16 protein-coding genes and 2 tRNA genes are annotated in these 21,531 nt (G+C 36.8%); 5 read left to right on the top strand and 13 right to left on the bottom strand.

Annotated features, from left to right (window positions below):
* Nucleotides 1-364: 364 nt before the first annotated feature.
* The 5 genes from QME58_10445 (at nt 365) to QME58_10425 (ending at nt 7,197) form a co-directional block, all read left to right on the top strand.
* Complete coding sequence (locus tag QME58_10445; GenBank protein MDI6804246.1) at nt 365-1,984, top strand: TlpA disulfide reductase family protein; 1,620 nt, start codon at nt 365-367, stop codon at nt 1,982-1,984.
* A 16-nt stretch (nt 1,985-2,000) separates the two neighbouring features.
* Nucleotides 2,001-4,793 carry a CotH kinase family protein gene (locus tag QME58_10440; protein ID MDI6804245.1) on the top strand — a complete coding sequence of 931 codons (2,793 nt, stop codon included), beginning with the start codon at nt 2,001-2,003 and terminating at the stop codon, nt 4,791-4,793.
* 128 nt (nt 4,794-4,921) lie between these two features.
* A tRNA-His gene (locus QME58_10435) sits at nt 4,922-4,995 on the top strand.
* Between the two features lie 76 nt (nt 4,996-5,071).
* Nucleotides 5,072-5,144: transfer RNA gene (locus QME58_10430), tRNA-Glu, on the top strand.
* Between the two features lie 82 nt (nt 5,145-5,226).
* The gene (locus QME58_10425) at nt 5,227-7,197 is read left to right on the top strand and encodes a tetratricopeptide repeat protein (GenBank protein MDI6804244.1); all 1,971 of its coding nucleotides are present in this window, start codon (nt 5,227-5,229) and stop codon (nt 7,195-7,197) included.
* A 7-nt stretch (nt 7,198-7,204) separates the two neighbouring features.
* Here QME58_10425 and QME58_10420 read toward each other — a convergent pair whose 3' ends face one another.
* The 13 genes from QME58_10420 to ychF all read right to left on the bottom strand — a co-directional run bounded on the left by QME58_10420 (nt 7,205) and on the right by ychF (nt 21,335).
* Nucleotides 7,205-8,218, bottom strand: a complete 1,014-nt coding sequence (locus QME58_10420; GenBank protein ID MDI6804243.1) for a glycosyltransferase family 2 protein — start codon at nt 8,216-8,218, stop codon at nt 7,205-7,207.
* Nucleotides 8,218-9,132, bottom strand: coding sequence for a glycosyltransferase family 2 protein (locus tag QME58_10415; GenBank protein MDI6804242.1), 915 nt, complete (start codon nt 9,130-9,132; stop codon nt 8,218-8,220). The genes QME58_10420 and QME58_10415 overlap by 1 nt, the downstream gene beginning before the upstream one ends.
* A 31-nt stretch (nt 9,133-9,163) precedes the next feature.
* Entirely contained in the window at nt 9,164-9,961 is a 798-nt protein-coding gene (locus QME58_10410) for a class I SAM-dependent methyltransferase (protein MDI6804241.1), read from the bottom strand.
* Nucleotides 9,962-10,010: 49 nt separating this feature from the next.
* On the bottom strand, nt 10,011-10,769 hold the full coding sequence (locus tag QME58_10405; GenBank protein MDI6804240.1) for a glycosyltransferase family A protein: 759 nt from the start codon (nt 10,767-10,769) through the stop codon (nt 10,011-10,013).
* A gap of 3 nt (nt 10,770-10,772) precedes the next feature.
* The gene (locus QME58_10400) at nt 10,773-13,661 is read right to left on the bottom strand and encodes a glycosyltransferase (GenBank protein MDI6804239.1); all 2,889 of its coding nucleotides are present in this window, start codon (nt 13,659-13,661) and stop codon (nt 10,773-10,775) included.
* On the bottom strand, nt 13,658-14,185 hold the full coding sequence (locus tag QME58_10395) for a hypothetical protein (protein MDI6804238.1): 528 nt from the start codon (nt 14,183-14,185) through the stop codon (nt 13,658-13,660). Before QME58_10395 ends, QME58_10400 begins: the two co-directional genes overlap by 4 nt.
* Complete coding sequence (locus QME58_10390; protein MDI6804237.1) at nt 14,172-15,407, bottom strand: capsule assembly Wzi family protein; 1,236 nt, start codon at nt 15,405-15,407, stop codon at nt 14,172-14,174. Before QME58_10390 ends, QME58_10395 begins: the two co-directional genes overlap by 14 nt.
* A gap of 134 nt (nt 15,408-15,541) precedes the next feature.
* Nucleotides 15,542-16,273, bottom strand: a complete 732-nt coding sequence (locus QME58_10385) for an ABC transporter ATP-binding protein (protein MDI6804236.1) — start codon at nt 16,271-16,273, stop codon at nt 15,542-15,544.
* Nucleotides 16,274-17,047 carry an ABC transporter permease gene (locus QME58_10380; protein MDI6804235.1) on the bottom strand — a complete coding sequence of 258 codons (774 nt, stop codon included), beginning with the start codon at nt 17,045-17,047 and terminating at the stop codon, nt 16,274-16,276.
* Nucleotides 17,044-17,919: a glycosyltransferase gene (locus QME58_10375; protein MDI6804234.1), complete on the bottom strand. Its 876-nt coding sequence runs from the start codon at nt 17,917-17,919 to the stop codon at nt 17,044-17,046. Before QME58_10375 ends, QME58_10380 begins: the two co-directional genes overlap by 4 nt.
* A 227-nt stretch (nt 17,920-18,146) precedes the next feature.
* Complete coding sequence (locus QME58_10370) at nt 18,147-19,355, bottom strand: hypothetical protein (protein MDI6804233.1); 1,209 nt, start codon at nt 19,353-19,355, stop codon at nt 18,147-18,149.
* Complete coding sequence (locus QME58_10365; protein MDI6804232.1) at nt 19,309-20,178, bottom strand: site-specific DNA-methyltransferase; 870 nt, start codon at nt 20,176-20,178, stop codon at nt 19,309-19,311. The genes QME58_10370 and QME58_10365 overlap by 47 nt, the downstream gene beginning before the upstream one ends.
* Before the next feature lie 74 nt (nt 20,179-20,252).
* A complete protein-coding gene (gene ychF, locus QME58_10360) occupies nt 20,253-21,335 on the bottom strand; it encodes a redox-regulated ATPase YchF (GenBank protein ID MDI6804231.1) in 1,083 nt (360 codons plus the stop codon).
* Between the last annotated feature and the right edge of the window lie 196 nt (nt 21,336-21,531).

The raw sequence follows: 21,531 nt of genomic DNA, 5'->3' as shown, positions 1-21,531 counted from the left end.
GTGCAAAATAAAATCAGACTTAAGTATATAATGAGATATTTATTTTTTCTACCAAACTTCATATCCTTCTTCATATTATTTTTAGTAATGTAATATTATCGTCTCCGTCAGTTGCCTACTCATAAAATCTCTTTAGAACTTAGAACGTTCTTTATTGGAGACAAAGGCAATATAAGTTATAAATTTAAAGATTGCAAGTGTTTTCGCAGTTTTTTACCCCCACTCGTAACCTGTTGATATTATAAGAGATACGACTGTTTATTTTTATAATAAACAATTAGTTAAACTAAATGACCTTCATAGAAAATTTAATTTTGTTTCTTACAAGCTGTTATTTATATTTGAATAAAAATATGGAGGGTTTATGAAAATTATAATTTGTTCATTTTTATTTTTTATCACCACAGAGATTTATAACCAAACCATTATTAAAGGGAAACTTTTAGGTTTCGACGGCACACCAATGCCTAAAGCCCACGTTCACTATTATGATAACAAAAAAACAAATTCTATCGAAGTCGGCAAGGACGGTTCATTTGAGTTCACAACCGACATAAACGGTATCGTTAAATTTTCGTGTAGCGGGGTTAATCATAATCTGACTGATGTTGCTTTGTTAGCGGAAAATCCCGCCACTTATAACATTGAAATCAAACTTAGTCCGTATGAATATGTCGATGTGGTCAACGAAGTAAAAATTATTGGCGATTTTAACGCTTTTGATTTTGAAACCTCTCAGCAAATGACTAAAGAACCTGACGGAACCTATACCTCTGTATTCAATACGTCTGAAGAAAAATTTTCTTATCAAATTTTAGGAATTTTTTCCAGCCGCAGTGTAAACGGAACAATGTCGGAAGATTATGAATATGACGGTGGCGGCGATTACCGCTCGATTGTAACTCCCAAAGATGGGAAAGTTAAAATAATTTTTGACCCTGATAAGCTAATACGTTCCCACAACAAACCGGATATAATAGTTAAACACGATGATATTGTAGTTCAAAAATTTTCGGCTTACTTTTCGGATTATTCACAATTGTATAAAGAGAAAGAAAAGGCTTACAGCTTGGCGCTGAATACTCACATTGCGAGCGGAAAAAAACTGAGGGATTTTAAATTCAACTGGGTTCAGGAACAGATCGATAAACTAAAAAACAAAATATCGGCAGAACCAAATCAAAAGCTCCAGCAGTTTTTACTTTTAAGCTATTTTCAATTATACTCTTTCGACCCAAAAAATGCTGATTCGACTTTCATTAATCGTGTTATTCAAGAAGTTCCTTTGAATTCCATATTCTGGAGTTTTGATGTGCAATTAAATGCTGCAACACTCAGTTCCCTCAACAAAAAAGGTAATCTTAATTTTTATGTCTTAAACTTACTGAATGATAATACTAACGACAAGCTAAAATCAGCGTTGCTTTATGCTGAATATGAAAGACTCAGGTCAGATGGACTTGATGCTGATGCAGAAAGATACCACAGCAGATTGATTAGCGATTACAGCAACAGCCGTGAAGTAAAAGCATTAAGAATTAAGAACATTAAATTAGTAGGCTCGCTCGTTCCTGAATTTTCATTTGCATCGTTAGATGAGCCAAATATAGTTTACACCAACGATAATTTGAAAGGTAAAAATTATTTGTTAGATTTCTGGGCAACCTGGTGTAAGCCTTGTGTCGATGAAATGGAAAACCTTCATAATACATACGAAAAGTTTAAAGATAAGAACTTTGAGATAATAAGTATCTCACTCGATAACAGTCCGAAGGATGTTAAAAAATTTCGTGATGGTAAATGGAAAATGCCGTGGCTGCACAGTTTTTTAAATGACGGTTTTAAAGCTGAAATCGCAGAGAAGTTTGGCATCGTTGGTATCCCGAAACCAATTTTAGTGGATATCACGGGAAAAGTTGTTGCTGCCGATTTTGAATTGCGTGGCGAAAATTTAGAAAAAAAGATTTCTGAAATTATTAAATAAACTCAAAAGTGTACAAATGAAAAAATTATTTATTCTATTAGTATTAACATTGTTAACGGGTTATCAATCGTTTTCACAAGTTCCCAACTACAGCGTTACAATGACACAAGCCAATTACGATTCTCTTTATACTCGAAGTATTTGGAGCGATGTCCGGTTGCCAGCTCCCTTTACATCAAACGACACTTTGTGGAGCGGATCAAATATTCGTTTCAAAGGGCATTCCACCCGGTATTTTCCCAAAAAAGCATATCGTGTCCGCTTTGCAACAACACAACTTTATTACGGAAATCGCGATATGAACCTCAATGCGATGTACACCGATAAATCTTTAATAAGAGAAAAACTCGCATGGGATCTATTCGGCGATATGAGAGCCGTTGCACCTTTTTGTTATCACTCAAATTTTTCTATCAATGGAGAATCTAAAGGATTGTTTTCCTTTATTGATAAGATAGACAGCTATTTTCTAATTAACAGAGGATTTACGCCCGGTCCACTGTATGAAGCAAACGATACATGGACGATGGCAGACTTAACCGTTCAACCAGATAGTCTAATAAAATTGTACTACGATTTGGGCATTGGAACCAGCTACGCCCACTTGAAAGATTTAATTCAAACTCTTAACGATACGCCCGATGGATCATTTGCAGAAACAGCAATTCAATTGTTCGATACGATGAGCGTGCTAAATTGGTTCTGTGCAAACACCATCACAATGATGGGCGATAGTTACAACAAGAATTATAATTTGTATCGCGATACAACGCGTCTCGCACACCAATGGATTGTGCTGCCGTGGGATTACGATTTGAGTTGGGGGCGCAGCGGCGATTTGACGAAACCTTATCCTTCATCTTTATTAAACGATGGCTTTGCCTATACTTTTTCACCGTTAGCCGGACCTTCAAATGTTTTAAAAGATAGATGGATGGCTACGCCTCGATTGAAAGAGATGTTCCGGGTGCGGTTAAAATATGTGCTCGATTCACTTTTCACGGAAGCCCGTTATCATACAAAAATTGATAGTCTCAAAAATCTCATCGAAAACGAGGTAGCAAAGGATAATTACAAATGGGGAACGATGCAGGATTTTTATGAGCACGTAGAAGCTTTAAAGTATTACGTAACTGTTCGAAGAAATTATCTCTATAAAACATTTATTAATCCACCCAGCGGTATGTACAATATTGTTACACTACCTATCACGCAGACTGATGTTCCATATCATTTTGTAACTTACGATGGTCGCACAATCGCAACGATGTGGTTTACAGGCATTAGCGGGCTGGATAGTATAAACGTACGTGCTTATCCGGATTCCACTCCACCTCTTATCAGCAACCCCGGCGGCGAACGTTATTTGAAGAGATGGCTAAGAATAACTCCCTATCCGTCGAACGCGCAATTTAACGCAAAGCTCCAGTTTATGTACAGCGATAGACAAGCCAATGACCGAGAGGTAGGGACGGGCGTACAAGATGAACGGTTGCTCAGGGCGGGTTTCTTCAACGGAACTTATTACGAAAGCTTGCCGACAAAGGTAAATTCATTTGCAAATACAGTTACCATCGATCAGATAAACGAAACAAAGGTTGGAAATAATAAATATATTTCAGCTTTGATTTCGGATACTTATACACAAAAGTGGTTCAAACAACCGAATTTTTTCTGGCAGAAATTGAACGATGTAAAATTCACAGACCGTCAAAATGGATTTGCAGTAGGCGACCAGGGAGTATTCCTAAAAACAACGGACGGCGGAGTGAGCTGGGCAGAGGGCTGGATCGGGAATAATTTACCTTTTTACAAATTTGCAAATCCAACTCAGAATGTTTTCTTCGCAGTTGGAGAGAATGGCTCGCTGTTCAACAGCGCCGACGGAGGAACCATTTGGCAGAAGCGGACACTTTCAAACAAGAAAACAATACGTGCTATATCCATGAATCTTTCGCAACCCGGTTGGATTGCGGGTGATAAAGGTTTTGCCGCTTCAACTGTTGACAGCGGAAAAACCTGGAACGAGATGGTTGTTGACTCTGCAAAAAACTTTTACGGCGTTGATGTATTCCCCGACTGGAAAACCGTACTCGCCGGAGATAACGGAACTGTTTTTATTTCTACAGACAGCGTGAACGGCTGGGAACAGAAATATTCCGGCGTAACGGCAAATTTGCGAGCTGTAAAGATTATCGGCGATCAATTATTTATTGCAGGGGATAGCGGTACTGTAATCACATCTAACGACAGGGGATTAACTTGGGAAAACATCGGCGTTCCGATTGAAACCAACCTCAAAGATATTTTTCTTTTAACTAATCAAGCGATGTACGTTGTGGGCGATGGCGGGAAAATATATTACACGAACAACGGCGGCACAAACTGGTATGCACAGTACAGCGCCGACTCGCACGATTTATTTGCCGTAGCTTTTGTCGATTCGGCGTATGGAATAGCTGTCGGGAATGATGGCACAATTCTAAAGACAACCGAACCCGGAACCTTGAATGGAGGTAAACCACCGGTCGCTGATATACCCAGCGAATACAAACTCTATCAGAATTATCCGAACCCATTTAATCCGACGACGACAATTGAATTTGATATTCCGCACCAATCAAAAGTTGCCTTAAGAGTTTATAATGTATTAGGACAGGAAGTAGCAACCTTAGTAAATGAAGAACGCAAGGCAGGACGCGATGAGGTTAAGTTTGACGGTTCCCGCTTATCGAGTGGTGTGTATTTTTATAGGATAACAACAGGAAGTGGATTTTCTCAAACAAAAAAACTTTTGCTGATGAAATAGGGCTTATCTTGATTTTGTAAATAAAATTAGCTATATTTTGACCGTTCAAAACCCGACGAAGAGTCGGGTTTGTTATAAAAACTAGAATTTTGCAGTTTCCAAGGGAAATTTTGCCTTTGGCACACACGGTGTCCATAGTTCAGCTGGTTAGAACGCCAGGTTGTGGCCCTGGAGGTCGAGGGTTCAAGTCCCTCTGGACACCCATCAAATTTTGGATTTATGATTTCGAATCACTGATTTGATTCATAAATCACAAATCTACAATCCGAAATATCGCCGCCCCTATCGTCTAGAGGCCTAGGACACGAGCTTTTCAAGCTTGGAACACGGGTTCGAATCCCGTTGGGGGCACTTAGTTAATTAAGCCTTGTTGAAAATTCAGCAAGGCTTTTTTATTGGATTAATTATACATCTTTCGTATATTTGCAACCAAATGGAGAAATCTTCTAAATTCATATTATTATTCGGAGCTGTATTTTTAGCACTCCATTTATGGGGGGCTATTTCACCCTCTCATTTGAACTGGGGATTTCATTTCTTTGCTTTTTATAAACCGGTGTTTTCAGTATTTGTTCTCATCGTAGCGATACTCTTTTTTATTCCTACTGTTCAGGAAAAATTTATTCACTACATAAATCATCTATCACAAAAAATTAAGAGAACTTTTCCTAAAGGATTTTTCCTGATTTTAACATTAATGGGACTGGTTTCAGCTACCTTTTTACTTCCAGTCAAAGTGCATCTTTTAGGCGACGGTGCACTTTTATTAAGGGAAATATCTGGCGTTCAATTAGGCGACCAACTGCCACCAACTTTTAACCGGCAATTATTAGCAGGTTTTTTATTGCAAGCTATGAAAAGCGTTTTCCAATCCGGAACTTTGGAAAATTCAGAATTAATTTTCAGAATTGTAGGCGGTATCTCAGGATTAGTTTTTATATTGATAATTTTTGCGCTTTTGAAATTAATTGAAAAACCGGTTTCTGAAAAATTTATGCTCGGCGTATTTATTTTTATCTCAGCAGGCAGCCAACTTTTTTTCGGTTATGCTGAAACTTATGCGATTCTTTTTGTTACAACCGCCGCATATTTAACAGCATGTTGGTTTACGTTAGAGAAAAAATCAAATATTTTGCTTCCCATACTGTTGTTTATTGTATTGACAGGATTGCATATCGGAAGTATCGTACTCTTGCCTGGTTTACTCCTCGTTATGTATTACGGATGGCGGCATCAGAGAATCGAAACCCTTATCATCATTCTCTTTAGCTTAATGCTTTCAGTAATTTTCAGTTTAATTTATTACAACAAGTTGGAAGAAATAATTCTCCGCACAATAAGTGAAAGTCAATGGAATTTCCTTCAATTATTTAAATCTGATAATTATTTTGCTTACTCTATTTTTTCTTGGGCACATCTGATTGATTGGGGAAATGCAAATTTATTAATTGCTCCCTTTGGAATTGTACTTACCTTCGTGTTACTAATTTTCTACAGGAAGATCTTTGATTGGAAAAACAAAGTGTTTTTATTTTTGCTAACATCAACAGTATTCGGACTTTTATTTACCTTCATTACTTTTTTTGCACTCGGTATGGCGCGCGATTGGGATTTTATGGCAAGTTTCTTTCTGCCTTTAGGATTCTTAAATATTTATTTGTTTGCTAAATCAAATTATTCAATTCATAATACTCGGGTATTTTCTCTTATCGTCGCATTAAATTTTCTTCATTGGGGTGCGTGGATAGGTGTGAATGCCGATGAAAATCGTTCTTTGAATAGGGTCAAATTATTAAACGATCCTTACCTTTTAGGTCATGTTCCTCGATTAAACTTTTACGAAAATTTAGGTAGTTACTACTGGGCACAAAAAAATTATGTCGAAGCTCGAAATTATTTTGAACAATATACGGAAATAGATTCTTCGAATCCAAGGATACTCGGGAATCTTTCGGCAATCTATACTAAGTTGAATCAAAATGATAGAAACTTTTGGGCGCTGAAACGTGCCGCCGATGTTAACAGTCCAAACCCCGCGGTTTATATCAACTTAGGTATAGAATACTCAAAACGAGGCGATGCTTCAACTGCAATATTATTGTACCAAAAAGCTCTTGCGATGGATTCTACCCGAGCTAAAGCTTATGCGAATCTTGGAAGCTTGTATATGAAAAATAATGAAATTAAGCTTGCTGCCGAAAATTACTACAAAGCAATATTATTTGGATTGGTAGATTCAGTTTTGTATCGTGAAACCGGCACAGCATTTTATTTAATTGGCGAATATGAAAAGTCATTGTTGATGTACAATAATTATCTTAAGATGGCTCCACACGATGAGAAGATAAAAAATATCAGGGATAAATTGTCAGAATTAATTCGAGAATCGAAAGCTCAAAAATAGTTTGCCTTCATCGCTCAGTATGAATCTTCAAGAAGCTTTTTATTACACCTATAACACTCCCGGCAAAGCAAACAACATGGTCTAAAAATAGAATCGGAATCATAACCATCATTGCAAAAAGCCCGCGTGCTTGTTCAAGATAATTGAGGAAGCGAATATTAGCTATTAAGTATAATCCGAACCCACACGCCAAAAACCAATACGAAATTTTTCCAAGAATGCTTAATAACAAAATTCCGATCAGCACAGCCGTGAAAATTGTTGAAATAATAAAGACAGGATAAACATTCACAAATCCGTGTTTCAATGAATGAGTGGTTTCACCGAGTTTTGTTGCAAGCTCTGCAAAACCTGAACTGCGGTGAAACTCGTTTTTAACGAACGACCATAGCGTGTAATGTTTCAGATGCTCAACTTCAACATCTACATTTAATGCAATATTCAAATTTGCCTGCTTAAACCGCTTCCCTAATTCAATGTCATCGTGTCCTTTGTGTGCGAGTAATTCAATATTGAAGCCCCCAATTTTTTCAAAAGCTTCACGTTTAATACCTGAAACTGCCCCAAATAGCCAATCTATTGCAGGCGAACTTTTTAGATATGAAAACCGAATCCAAAGATTTTTGTATTGACTTACTATATTTTCATTACGATGCTGTGCTGAGTAAACTCCGACTACCGCATCAACACCTTCACCTTCAAGCGACTCCACGATATTCTGTATAGTATTTCTACCAACTACAACGTCAGAATCCAAGAAGATAAAAATACTACCCGATGCATGCTTTGCACCTAAATTCCTGGCATAATTTGCTCCGCTACCATTCATCGATTCTATTACATGACAATTATATTTTCTGGCAATTTCATTACTGCTATCGGTCGAATAGTCATCCACAACAATTACCTCAATGTTTTTGAAGTAAGAGCGCTTTATTGACCTCAAACATGCGTTGAGTGTTTTACTGCTGTTCTTAACGGGAATTATTACAGAAACCTGTAAATTATTTTCGACACTCATTAATGGTAATTAGATTTTATGATTTTAACTAAAACTAAGATAAGGGATTTAGACAAACTAAACAAATGTTTCCGAAAACTTAAACATCCTGCGATGAATGATACAGCAGCTCGTAAAAGCAATCCAATTAAAACCAAAATGAAAACAACGACATAGAATGGATAACTATAATGCTTCCTGATAAAAAGTATTTTGTTGTGATAAAGATTAAAAAAGAAAGATTCTCTATCGTTTGAAGAACTTTTTGCTGCAAAATGAACAACTTCTATGTAGGGGTTATAATAGACCTTATAACCTGATTTGTTTGCACGCCGACAGAAATCAATTTCCTCATAATACAGAAAGAACCGTTCATCAAACCCATTCATTGCTTCGAACACATCCCGACGTATATACATACAAGCACCGGATACATTTTCCACCTGAGCTTGAGTGTTCGGATTTTCAGTAACAAGATTGATCGACGTACTGTAAGGCAGTAACATTTCAGCTAACAGCGTTAAGAAAGAAACTTTTTTCCATGTCGATGGGTGGTGCCTATTGTTTTCGTCAACTATTTTTACGCCGATTATCGAAGCATCGGGTGTACGGTTTACAAACGAAAATAGCTGATTAATAAAATTATCATTTAAAATCGTATCCGGGTTAAGCAATAAAACATGTTCACCTTTCGACAGTGAGAATGCTTGATTTACAGCGACAGCAAAACCTACATTTTCACGATTCTCCCTGAGAATTACTTGAGGAAACTTTTTTCTGACAATTTCAACAGTTAAATCCTTAGAAGCATTATCAATAAGTATGACTTCGCTTGTAATCTCATTTGATTGTTGCCGGGCTATCGAATTTAAACAATTACCGATAAAGTCTGCCGAATTATATGTAATAATTATGTAAGATAAATTAATGCTCAATTAATCACTACACCTAATATTATTTGATAATTCAAGATTTAATTCCAAAATCTTTTTTTGCCACGATGATCACTCTACATTCTTCTTTACAGTTGTCTCCACATCTATATCCTTGTGGAACATAAACCTTAGAGATATAACCAAAACCAACTTCTCCTAGCATCTTAACTAAAGACTCCTCCGTAAGCCAAAAGGAAGTAGGGTTGCCCCAGGATGTCCATACATGTTTTTCAAGCTCGGCATTTTTCATTCCTTTTGGATACTCTCTTGCTTCTCTACCAATGAATTTTTGAGATTCAAATGTTTTTTCAACGAGCACGGACGAACATCCGTGTCCAAAGCTGGTTTTGTTAGCAATGTGCGTATCGATAAGAGCAAAATCAAGTGTCATTTCAGAAATATTTTTAAGAAAAGTATATGGATCGTCTAAATGATAGAGAATACCGGCAGCGAAAACAATATTAAATTTTCCAAACCGATCGCTACTAACATTTCGAACATCCTCTTGATGAAAATGCAAATTCTCAAGTCCTAAGCATTGCTTAACTAATAAGCACCGATTGATATTCGCTTTGCGCACTTCAATACCTACAACCTCTTTGGCACCCATTTGAGAAAAAGCAGCCGAATATCCTCCTTCAAGGCAACCTAAATCTAATATTCTCTTCCCAGCCAAGCTCCTGCCCGCTCTCTCAATAACTACACGAGTTGAAAGAGCAGAATACGGATCATCTCCACCTTCTGGAATTGTCCATATTCCATTTTTGATCTGGATTCGATGTGCTGTAAACGGTAGTAGTTTCTGAATTTCTTCCTCGCTGGGCATCATATTTTCATCCTAATATGTTGATAAAATAAGTTATTGAGAATATTTTTTTTCAAAAATATTCCGGGTAATTTTCTTTAAGATAATTCCAAAGCTTTTCAACATTTGGATTAGTTATTGTATTTAACATCGAAGTTCTATGGACACGATAACGAGCAAGAATCTCGGGAACCTGCACTCCCCATCCTTTTATTCTTGCTATCTTAAACCACAGTTCATAATCTTCCCACCCCATAACCGGCATTATAGAATACCCATTCACTTTATCCAATACATTTTTTCGCAGAAGGACCATCGCATCTATTGTGCTTACAATACCTAAAGTCGATGAATTCCATGGTTTCGTGTTTTTCAGTCGATTGCCATCTCCGAATTCTTCTAAGTAAGAATAAGCAAAGCTCGCATCACAGTTTTCTAATGCATCGACAAGACTTTCTAAACATCGTGGATAAAGCAAGTTGTCAGCGTCGAGTATAAAAACATACTTTGTTCGAGCAAGCGATATTGCTGTATTGCGTGAGACGGCAAGCCCGCGATTTATTGTATGCCGAGCAAGAACATAATCGTTGAACCTAATCCCATTTTCATCCAACCATTTATTTGCTTTTTTCAAAGATTGATCCTTCGAGCAATCGTCAACTATGACAAGGTTCAATTTATCTATAGTCTGATTTTTTAGCGAGTCCAAACAAGTAGAAATAAAACTTTGATAATTATACAAAGTTATAATAACCGTAACGAGTGGAGTTTCGCCTCCGTTAACTTTTTGAGAAAATATTTCGTATAAATTCTTTTCTTTGCCTGCGTCCATATGTTATTGTGGTTTAGTAATATACAAACGATGAACTAATGGCTGAAGAAAAGTAGTTAGCCGGCATTCTTCCGTAAACTTTTTATATCCTCTTTCTATAATTTCTTCAGCTTCTTTAATTCCTGACGGAGTGGAAAGATAATATTTTATTTTCTCTGGTATGTCTTTTAGTTTGGATTCAACATAATGAATACCTGGCAGAAAGATTGGCGACGATAAACTTGGCTCCGATATTACAAGAGTTTTTTGTGCTATTCCGAGTAACACGATCCGATGCCATTCGAAATATTTGTCTGCGCCATGGTGAATGTTAAGCATAATTTTAGACCTCTGCATCAATCCTAATACTATCTCTGTATTCATATGAGTCGTCAAGCCAGGAACAACCGGTGCAGCCAACCCGTCTGAAAAATGAATATACGAATGATAGTTAGAGATAACCGACGCAGCTTTGGCAAAAAATTCATCCCGTCTGGGTGTTAATGCCCCTACAAACGATATATCAATCGGTCGTTTAATAAACGATTGGTTAAAGAAAGAATTATTTTTAACCTCTTTCTTTAAAAAACAAGTGGTGTAATTTTCAGGTAAGTGTTTAACTTCCTGAAAAAGGTAACAACCATCTACAAAACCAAGCGGTAAAAATTTGCATTGCAAATCTTGCTTTGAAATCCGGCTTGCCGAATCGTAATTAATGTCCCAAATAAATCGAGCCGTCGGAAAATAATCTTCTGCGAGCGAAAACCAGTTTGTGGATGGCTGTTCCGTGTTCACGAGTATCAATTTTCCCGGAAGTATTTCGTTTTCCGAATTTGCACGATCACCTAAATAAAAAAATTCGTGTGGAGCAACAACGATGTGCCAGGCATCGTCTTCACACAACCACTCGTTCTCATTTTTTATATCAGTTTGATAGTCGAGTTCGCGAATTCCTGCAGCGATTAGATCCCGAATTTCAGTAAAAAAATAGTTGCCTTGAGTGTGTGTATAGAGTATGAATTTATTTTTCTCTGATGTTTTCCGAGACTTCTTAATAATTCTATTTTTTTTCTTATCGCTTTGACTCTGAAATGGATCATTAGTTACGTATGTAGGTGCGGAATGAATTACAGTGCTAGCAGACTTCACCTTTTTCCTAAAGAAGCGTTCTAATACTGCTCGTCTCTTGCTTCCAAACGGAATAATCCATTTATCCCAGAAACTAAAAACATAGCGGTTTAAAAGTCTCCACGATAAATTATCCTGAATGGCCGCTAATTTAGCGTTTAATGTTTGCGCTGTAAACCTTGCCTGTTCAATTTCTTCTTGAACACCGCGCTTCTCAATTTCGAGTCCTTTAATATGGTCGTAAGCCCACCGTAGTGATTGCGTTAGCTTATCCTCTCTTGCTCGGAGAATTCCGGGATTTTTTATTGCTTCATCATTATACCTGTCGTAGATGGTCAGTAGAGTCGATAGAAATTCAGACCGTCTGTGGCTTTCGCGAACATCGTCCTCTATCCAGCTAAATTCACAAGTAATATTAGGTATGTGTCCGAAAGAATATTTTTTCGACATCTTAATCCAAAGCTCCCAATCTTCGTGCGATGTAAGCGTTTCATCAAAATTTCCCGCATCGTCTAAGCAGCTTTTTTCGTGCATAACACAGATGACAGGGATAAAGTTTTCAACAAGAATTCGGTTATTATCAAAATCAGGTGAAGGAAATACTTCTTTAAGCAGAAAAACAGTCCGCCCTCTAACGGTTTTATATATTGCGCGATTAGAATCCGTGTATGCAATTTTATTATCAGTAGTCTCTAAGAAATCGACTAATGTTTTTAAATGTTCGGGATAGAAAATATCGTCGTCATCTAAATAAGCAATATATTTTCCCCGGGCAACTTTTATCCCCGAATTTCTCGCTGCGGGTAATCCCCGATTAGTCGCATGATTCAAATAACTGATGTTCTTCTCTTTATTTAAATCGTCTATGAGACTTCTAACATCACTACCGCCATCATTGATAACAATTATTTCATAATCCTGATAAGTCTGATTGAGAACACTCTTCAACGCTACGGATAGGGTTTCTGGTCTATTGTATGTGGGAACTATTACAGATACTTTTGGATCGGGTTTAGCGCCGCGTTCTTGAATGGCGTTTCGATTCTGATTCGCTTGTAATAAAAGATTTTTTGCATCCTCGATTTCTTTTTGTGAATATACTTCGGAGTTATTCAAAATAATTTGTGCCTTAATAAATTCCATATATCTCTTTGAATTTTGGAATCGGCCTGTATCATGGCGACGGTATTTAAAAAGAGGTTTGGAAATGTGGTAACCGTTATATCCTTTCGCTCCCGTAGCAACCCAAAAATCCCAATCATCACACCCGATAACATTCGGACGATATCCACCGACCTGTTCCCACACTTCACGCCGATACATTGCACAATACGAAATGTGGTTTTCATATTTCAGTTTATCGAAATTGTAATCGCCTGCCTGAACGATCTCTCCGACCCCATCAAAATCCAATCGATCAGTATAAGCAATGGAGAATGTTGGATCGTTTTCAAGAACTTTTAAACACTCTTCGATCATTGTCGAGGCTATTTTATCATCAGCATCCAAACATAAAATGTACTGACCTTTTGAAGCGGCAATACCTTTGTTCCGCGAAATTGCCGGCTTACCAGAATTTGTCTGGTTAATAAGGAAAATCCGGTGGCTCTGGTATTTCTTGATAAGCGATTCGGCAACATTTTGGGTTTCATCGGTACTTCCATCGTTTACTATTATTATCTCGAAATCCTGAAATGTTTGCTGAACGACACTCTCGACTGCTTCAGTCAAGTATCGTCCATAATTGTAACACGGTATGATTATAGAAACTTTAGTATTCATCATTCGTCCGCAACTAATATTGGGCTACTCCATTCCATCCAAGCATCAGTATCTGCATAAAGAACAGAAAACTTCACGGTGAGATGTTGGTTTTTATACTTCGACATATTTACATATTCATCCGACCAATTTCGGTCGTTGATATTTTGAGCAGCATCCATGAAACGTCTGAAAACCGTATCTTTTTGAGAAGATGTTTGGACAACTATAATACACTCAGCACGCGCAGAATCAGGAATTCTTAAACGCAAACCAAAATAAAGGTGCTCACCGGTTTGTTCGGGGAGTAGTGTAAAGCCCGCTTCACCAAATACACCTATCACCATTGCATCTCTGCCTTCTGTTGCTTTCTGCCATTTCTGATATTTAAAAACTTTTTCCGGACTGGGTTGTTTCACTACCTTATCGAAATTTTGTAAGAAATCAAAACGGAGTGTGCTATCAGGAACTGGCGGGTTACAACTGATAAAAATTAAGCTTAACAACGATATTATTTTAATTCCGAAATCCATTTTAGTCGATAACATACGAAAGCGTTAAACCAAATATCAACGATTGAGCATAGCTCCCTCGCTGAGAAATAACCTCGAGCACATCGGGATGGCGGTCGATATTTCTGAAATAATTTTGCATAATAAGTAAGGATGTGTTTAAATTATTCCACCGGTAACTAAACTCGCTGCCGATTTGAATAAACTTTTCAGGATAATTGCTCACACTGTAAACCGTGCCATAGCCCGAAACTAAACCACGACGTTCTTTATGATAGAACAATTTAACGCCGCCAAAATTAATTCTATGCGTTAATTCAAAATACAAATCATCCGCTTCAGGCCCCATATGATGCCCCATTATAGAAACATAATTAACAAATGGAATTGTTCTGTACCACTTTTTTGTATAAAGAGAATAACTTTTTCCTGTATGCACTTCATGAAACAAATGAAATATTTTATAATTTTGAGAGTATTCAACTCGTAATTCGGTATTCGCTACATCTAACCATAATCCCGCTGTTAATCCAGGATCGTAAAATTCAAACCCCAGCGGACCTACCCAGTTTCTATCTTCCTTTTGCCACCAGGCTTCTATATCCTCTCCACCATATTCAAAATAAATTTTCCCATTTGTAATCGGTGAAATTTTTTTAAGAAAAGGTAGATGTAAAGCAACATCAAGACTGGCTCTTTGGTCGTTATTGTAATGGCCCGGAAGGTTTTCTTGCGAGGCGCTTAGAACTTTGAAGTATTCCCAAAGTTTATAATTCCTCGTGTAAACTACGGTTTGGTTTATTCCGAATTCGAGCCATGACACCGGAAAATAACCCAATCTCTGACCCAGAACCTTGAAGTTCTCAGCCCAGCCGTTAAATATTAAATAACTGAATTTACCGATGTATGGAATTCTGAACGGCTTTTCTGTCTGAAATTTTACTAACCTCATAGGTGCAGAATTATTGGAAAGAAGGAGTGAGCCGTGTTGTCCATGCCCCAGCCATATCGAATCTAAACCTGCAACAATGGAGATAGATTTATCGCGGTACGAAAAATTCAAACGCTGAAAATTAATCCATTCAAGATTTTGTAACTGTAACCGGTATCGAAAAAAGAAATGGTCGATTACACTCGCATCACCCCTAATTTGTAAAAAAGAATTCATCCCTTTTTTAATAAATTCGCCGTCTGAATTAAATAAATGATAATTAACAAAAGGATGGTTCTCAGGTAAATAGAATGAACGGAGTGACATTTCACTTAACGGTGAAATTCTGTACCAAGTCTCTGTGTTTGATGACGTAGACTGTGGTATCTGAGCCGATAGATTAGAAGACCAAATTTGTATGAAAAATATAAATACCATGAACGATGTGTTGCGTCTGATAATCATTGTAATAAAATTTGCTCTTTATAATATCTTATCATGTCTTCGGTATTCCCATCATTCACTACCGATCCTTTGTGTAACACAATAACCCTATCGCAATACTCTTTGACTGAAGCAAGATCATGGCTTACAAAAATGACAGTTCGTCTTTGTTTTTTATATTTCCAGAAAAGTTCTCTGCATTTTTTCTGAAATACGGTGTCTCCTACTGCCATTACTTCATCTACAATTAGAATAGGAGCATGAGATTGGATTGCGACCGTGAAAGCGAGACGGACTTGCATTCCAGCAGATAGTTTATTCAATTTAATATCTCTAAAATTTTCAAGTTCTGCAAATTCTATAATATTGTTAAAAAGCTTGTCGATTTCTTTTCGTGAGAAGCCTAAAAGCGCACCGTTAATGTAAATATTTTCACGGACAGTAAAATCTCCCTGAAAGCCCAAACCGATTTCGAGAAAAGGAGTAACTTCATCATTAACTTGAACCCGTCCGGATGTCGGCTGATAGATACCTGCTATGATTCTCAGCAAAGTGGTCTTGCCCGATCCGTTACGACCGATGATTCCTATAAACTCACTTTTTCCTATCTGAAAAGATACATCTCGTAAAGCATAAAATTTTTCGTAATTATAAGTCGAGCGGAAAATGCTCGTTAGCTTGTGGAAAAGAGTTTTAGTCCTTTCGTGAGGTATTTGAAAAACTTTAGTAACGTTTTCGACTGTAACCATCTATAGGTACTCCACAATCTTATGGGAATGTTTATTAAACAACCACAAGCCAACAATAAAAAATATTATACTGAATGCCATTGTCGTTACCATGAATTCTACGGATGGAAAATCATCATAAACCAAGAATGAGCGAAGCATTATCAAAATTCTTCCAACAGGATTAAAGAGTGCAACCATCTTCAAAGGTAATGGCGCTGTGAGTGCATTGTAAACGATGGGAGTAAGCCAAAATCCAACATTTAAACATACAAGCCATATTTGAATAGTGTCCCTGAAGTAAACATAAAATACGGAGAGTAAAAAAGCGGTTCCCATCGCCAATAATAATATTGAGAGAAAAGGGATTACTATTAGAATTTGATTTAGTGAAAAGTGATCGAATACTATAACCACCAACCACAGGATTAAAGTGTTGATGATGAATGATATAAGAGCAGTTGCAGTTGAAGAAAATATTATAATATTTCGCGGGAAATATATTTTTTTTGAGATCGAAGCTTTTGCGTACACGGCGTTCATTCCGCTGAGGGTTGCATCGTGGAAAAAATTCCAGAATACAATTCCAGACAGCAAATAAAACGTGAAGTTAGGAACTTGAACAACAAATAAGTATGAAAAAACAAAATGAAGAACTACAAATTGCGACAGCGGATTCAGCAAGGACCAAAAATACCCCAAGACTGAGTCGTGATACTTCATCCGAAAATCGGCTAATGCCAATTCTCTTATGATATTGTAAGATTTCCGTAGGCTAAATGCAGCGTTACTCATATTATTAATTTATTGTTTTTTTTCAATACTTGCAAACCAAAGCCGAATGCTACTAATTTTTGAGCTCCGATATACAAGATTAATTTTAATATACTTAAAAATATATTCCCGTTAAAAAATGATCGACTCAACCGAAGATGTGCGGCAAATGGATTTTTGGGAATTTTTGAGTTAAATTCTTTGCCGGCAACTTTGTATAGTATGAAAGACCCTCGACCGTAATTTATCTGCTGTCGAATGAATCCAGCTAAATCCATCTCATGGTTATGGTCAACTATAATATCGGCTGCATACACCGATTTCCCGCCGGCGCTCAATATCTTCCAATTCAACGCTCTCTCTTCACCGCCGGCTTTTTTGAATCGTTCATCAAATCCGCCGACGTTCTTTAAAACATCAGCTCGGTAAGCAATGTTGTTAGATGTTAGAAACGGCGATGACTTACCTTCCTGATTCAGGTATTCTACGAAAAAACTTGTAATGTGCTGACTCACCTCTGAGTAAATATTTTTCTTGTTAGAGTTCTTGACTGCCCCGCCTATTATATCAACATCACCAGTCTCAAAAACATTTTTGAAACTCGTCAGCCAATTTGGCGGGACGATACAATCATCGTCTGTAAATGCAATGTATTTCCCTTGTGCAATTTTAACACCGGCATTGCGTGCTGCGGCAGGACCTTTATTGTCCTGCCTAATCCATTTCAACTTCGGCATTGTTAACGTTTTAAGATATTCTTCGGTACCGTCGGTACTGCCATCGTCTATAACTATGACTTCGTAATCGTCAAACACTTGATTAAAAATGTTTCGTAGAGCTAACTTTATCTGGTATAAGCGGTTATATGTTGGGATAATGATGGAAAACAACATTTTTCAAGATGGAATTCGTTCACTTTTTTTATAACTGCTGAAAAACACTGACAAACTAACACAAACCATCGCTATTATTCCAAACACTGATCCAAGGATTGAACCAGTACCAGTTATTAATATAGTAATATGCCCTCCAAGCACAAATCCGCACAAATATAAAAGAAGTACTCTAGGAAGTGTAAAATGCCAGTTCGTTTTCATAATATATGAAATCTTTGAAGTTCTTATTTTCTTCGTTTAAAATATTCATCTATAATTTCATTTTGCAATTTGGGACTTCGGCTATCCATTAAAAAGATAAAAAAATTGTTCTTTCTACTTTCGTCAAGCAAATTATAAAAATCTTTAATTGCTTTTTCTGAAAAACCGTTTGCAGAAAAAAATATATTTTGTTCATTCACCGTGGATAGAGTATGACAATATCCTCGGATATTTCTTGAAGTCAAACCAAGAATTGGATGCGAAGTAATAGCCTTATCAGAAACCATCACCTCAGAAAAATTGGTGTAAAGCATCATTTTTATCAGTCCGTCTTTAATATCAGCAATACTTGGAATAAGAGATTTTTCACTATGTTTCTTTTCGATCAGAAAGATATTCTTATCCAGAAGTGGAGCTTCGTCAACTGTAAAATAGTAATACCCGCCGAGGTAATTCTTGATAGTAAGCGTAGCTTTATCTTCAATAACATTCTCTTTGGGTTGAGTAGTATGATATTCTCTATTCTGAGCGGAAGAAGCAAGTTCTCTAGAATTACTTTGAAATTTATTTACACATTCACGTATAACTTCGATTCGATTATCTATTCCGCCTTCACCATGCATCTCGACTCTTGTTCGCTTGGAAATCTTTTTGTAATGGAACTTACTTAATTCAGCGACACTTAGAAGGTTATTATTAAGCTCGTTAAGATTCCAATGAAGTGCATCGAGTTTGTATTGGCTAAGTTCATCAAGACGATTTTGCAAATAATTATAATCAAATTCTTGTTCCGTGATCTTATGTTCGTAAGAATCACTTTTTTCCGCTTTTGTATAGTAACCCAGAATAACATATACCCCTAAAAGGCTCATCAAAGAAACTGTATCCCATTGAATAAAATCTCTATCACCATACCGACCTTCATCTTTGAGAAATGGAATTATTGTAACACGACGACTCATGTTCATCGTGTCGTAAACGCGTGCGTATGGATAGCTTCGTGTACGTTTGGGTGAAACCCAATGACTGATTGCGTAAATATTTTTTTGATAGGCTAAAATAAATGCTGCATTTGAAAAAGCCGAACCTTTAAGAAAATCGTCGACTGAAACTGTTTTAAGATGTTTACAAAGAGAAGTATTGTATTTAAGGTTTTCTATCCTCGCATAGATTTTCAACTTCTTTTTACCTCTTCTCTTCAAATGTAAAAGTTTGGTTCGATATTTCGGCATTTATTTTCCCTATAGCATATTTTATGTACTCACTTTGAGTTTCAATACCGATGTGTCTTCTGCCTAATTTTTCTGCCGCAATGTTTGTCTGACCACTACCGGTGAAGATATCTATAACAATGTCGTTTTTATAAGAATACAGTTGAATTATTCTATCAGCAAGTTCGATTGGAAATGGGCAAGGATGAATATTTTCTTGAGGTGCAACCGGACGAATCTTCCAAACATTCTTGCTCTTCTCACCCTGATAGTCCGATAAATCTATTACATTGTTTTCTTTTTCCTCGAATGTTCGATTCCAATAAATATTTGCCTTTCCTTCTTTCTCCGCGGGTTTTTGAAAAACAAAAACATATTCAGCAACTAAGCTTGGATAATAGTATCCAGGGTACGGATGCTGTAATAAAACTCCCGATCGTCTATCCCTTGCAATCGGTTTCTCCCAAATTATGTCTTCTTTAAATTTCCATCCGATTTCTTCCATCCAAATTACAAAATGAAAAGGTAGTGCGGTTCGTTCACCATTCCAAGAGATTGGTGAAATATTTACTACATTATGCCCGCCAGGACGGATGACTCGCAATAATTCCTTAAATCTTTCTTTGAGAAATTGTTTGTAATCTTCATACGAAATTTCTTTTCTATCCCATCTTTTTTTTTTACCATTAAGTTTCTCGATATGCTCTTCATAATTTATCGCATTCAAGTATGGAGGAGAAGTAAAAGCCAAAACAATTTCGTTTTCTGGCAAAGTTTTCAGTACATCAACGCAGTCACCTTGAACAATCTTTCCAATACCAACTGAAAATTCTTTTAACATCATTAGTACCTTTTATATTTTCAATACTGTTTTGAGATAATATAATAAAATTATTATTATCTCGCATAAACCATTGCTTAACTATGCCTAACCGAAATTATATCCCCATCTTTTACAATGTATTCTTTTCCTTCTAATCGCCACACACCTCTTTCCTTACACTTCGCGAATGACCCGTGTTCTATAAAATGGTTGTAGTGGACGACCTCCGCACGTATAAACTTGTCGAAAAAATCACTGTGGATAACCGATGCAGCTTCCTGAGCAGTCATTCCTTTCTTTATTGTCCATGCACGGCATTCGTCATCGCCGACCGTAAAAAATGATTGCAGTCCTAACAATTCGTATGAATTTCGGATTAAACGACTGAGCGTAGATTCTGATATTCCATATTCGAGCATAAACGATTTAGCTTCTTCGGAAGGAAGCTCGGCGATCTCCATTTCAATTTTTCCAAAAAATATATCTACATTGATTTGTTTGCTGCTATAAATACTTCTCACCTTTGTTAAAATTTCTTGATGAGTATTAACATCAGTTTCGGATAAATTCAGAACCACCAAAACCGGCTTTTGTGAAAGCAATTGATAACCGCGCAGAATTTTTGTTTCTTCTTTATCGTACTCAAGATTTCGTAGCGGAGTAGAATTTTCGAGCGCCGTCAAACATCTTTCCAACAGCGATAATTCTTTCGGGTTAAATGCAGCTCCCGATTTTTGAAAATTCTTTTTCATCCTATCGATGCGCGATTCAATTAGAGCCATATCGGTTAGTATAAACTCACTCTCCATCATGCTAATATCTCTCAACACGTCCAAACTTCCTTCGGGATGCGGAACGGCTGGGTCGTCGAACAAACGCACAACCTGAAGCAGTGTATCTGTTGTCTTTACTTTATCTAAAAAAGATGTCGTAAATTTTACTGAACCGCTTTCTCCGTTCTGGAGGTCTGAAATTTCAGCAAATTCTATTACTGCATAATTTTCTTTTTTCGGTTTGAAAAAATCAATTAAACTTGTGAGTCGTTCGTCCGGAACTTTTACTATGGTCTGATTTCCGGCGTTTTTCTTTATATCCGATTCCTTAATATATGCCTTGCTAATCGTCTGGAAAAGGGTACTTTTGCCCGATGAAGGCAAGCCAATAATACCTATCTTCATAAATCCTTTATTAATTTTTGTTATAAAACTAATATAAATATACAGAATTTTGGGTAGGATTGAAAATATAGACAAAAATTTGTAAATTAAAACAAAAAAGTATAATTTACTTTCGGGAAACTCAATGACTGACTTCAATCCTATAGGGCAGTTCCAAAAATTCAAATATAAGTTTAGTGTTATAGATTTTATCGTC

The organism is Bacteroidota bacterium (assembly GCA_030017895.1).
Classification (GTDB): domain Bacteria; phylum Bacteroidota; class Ignavibacteria; order UBA10030; family BY39; genus JASEGV01.
The sequence above is the reverse complement of the archived record's forward strand: the minus strand, read 5'-3'. Positions and strand labels throughout refer to the sequence as shown.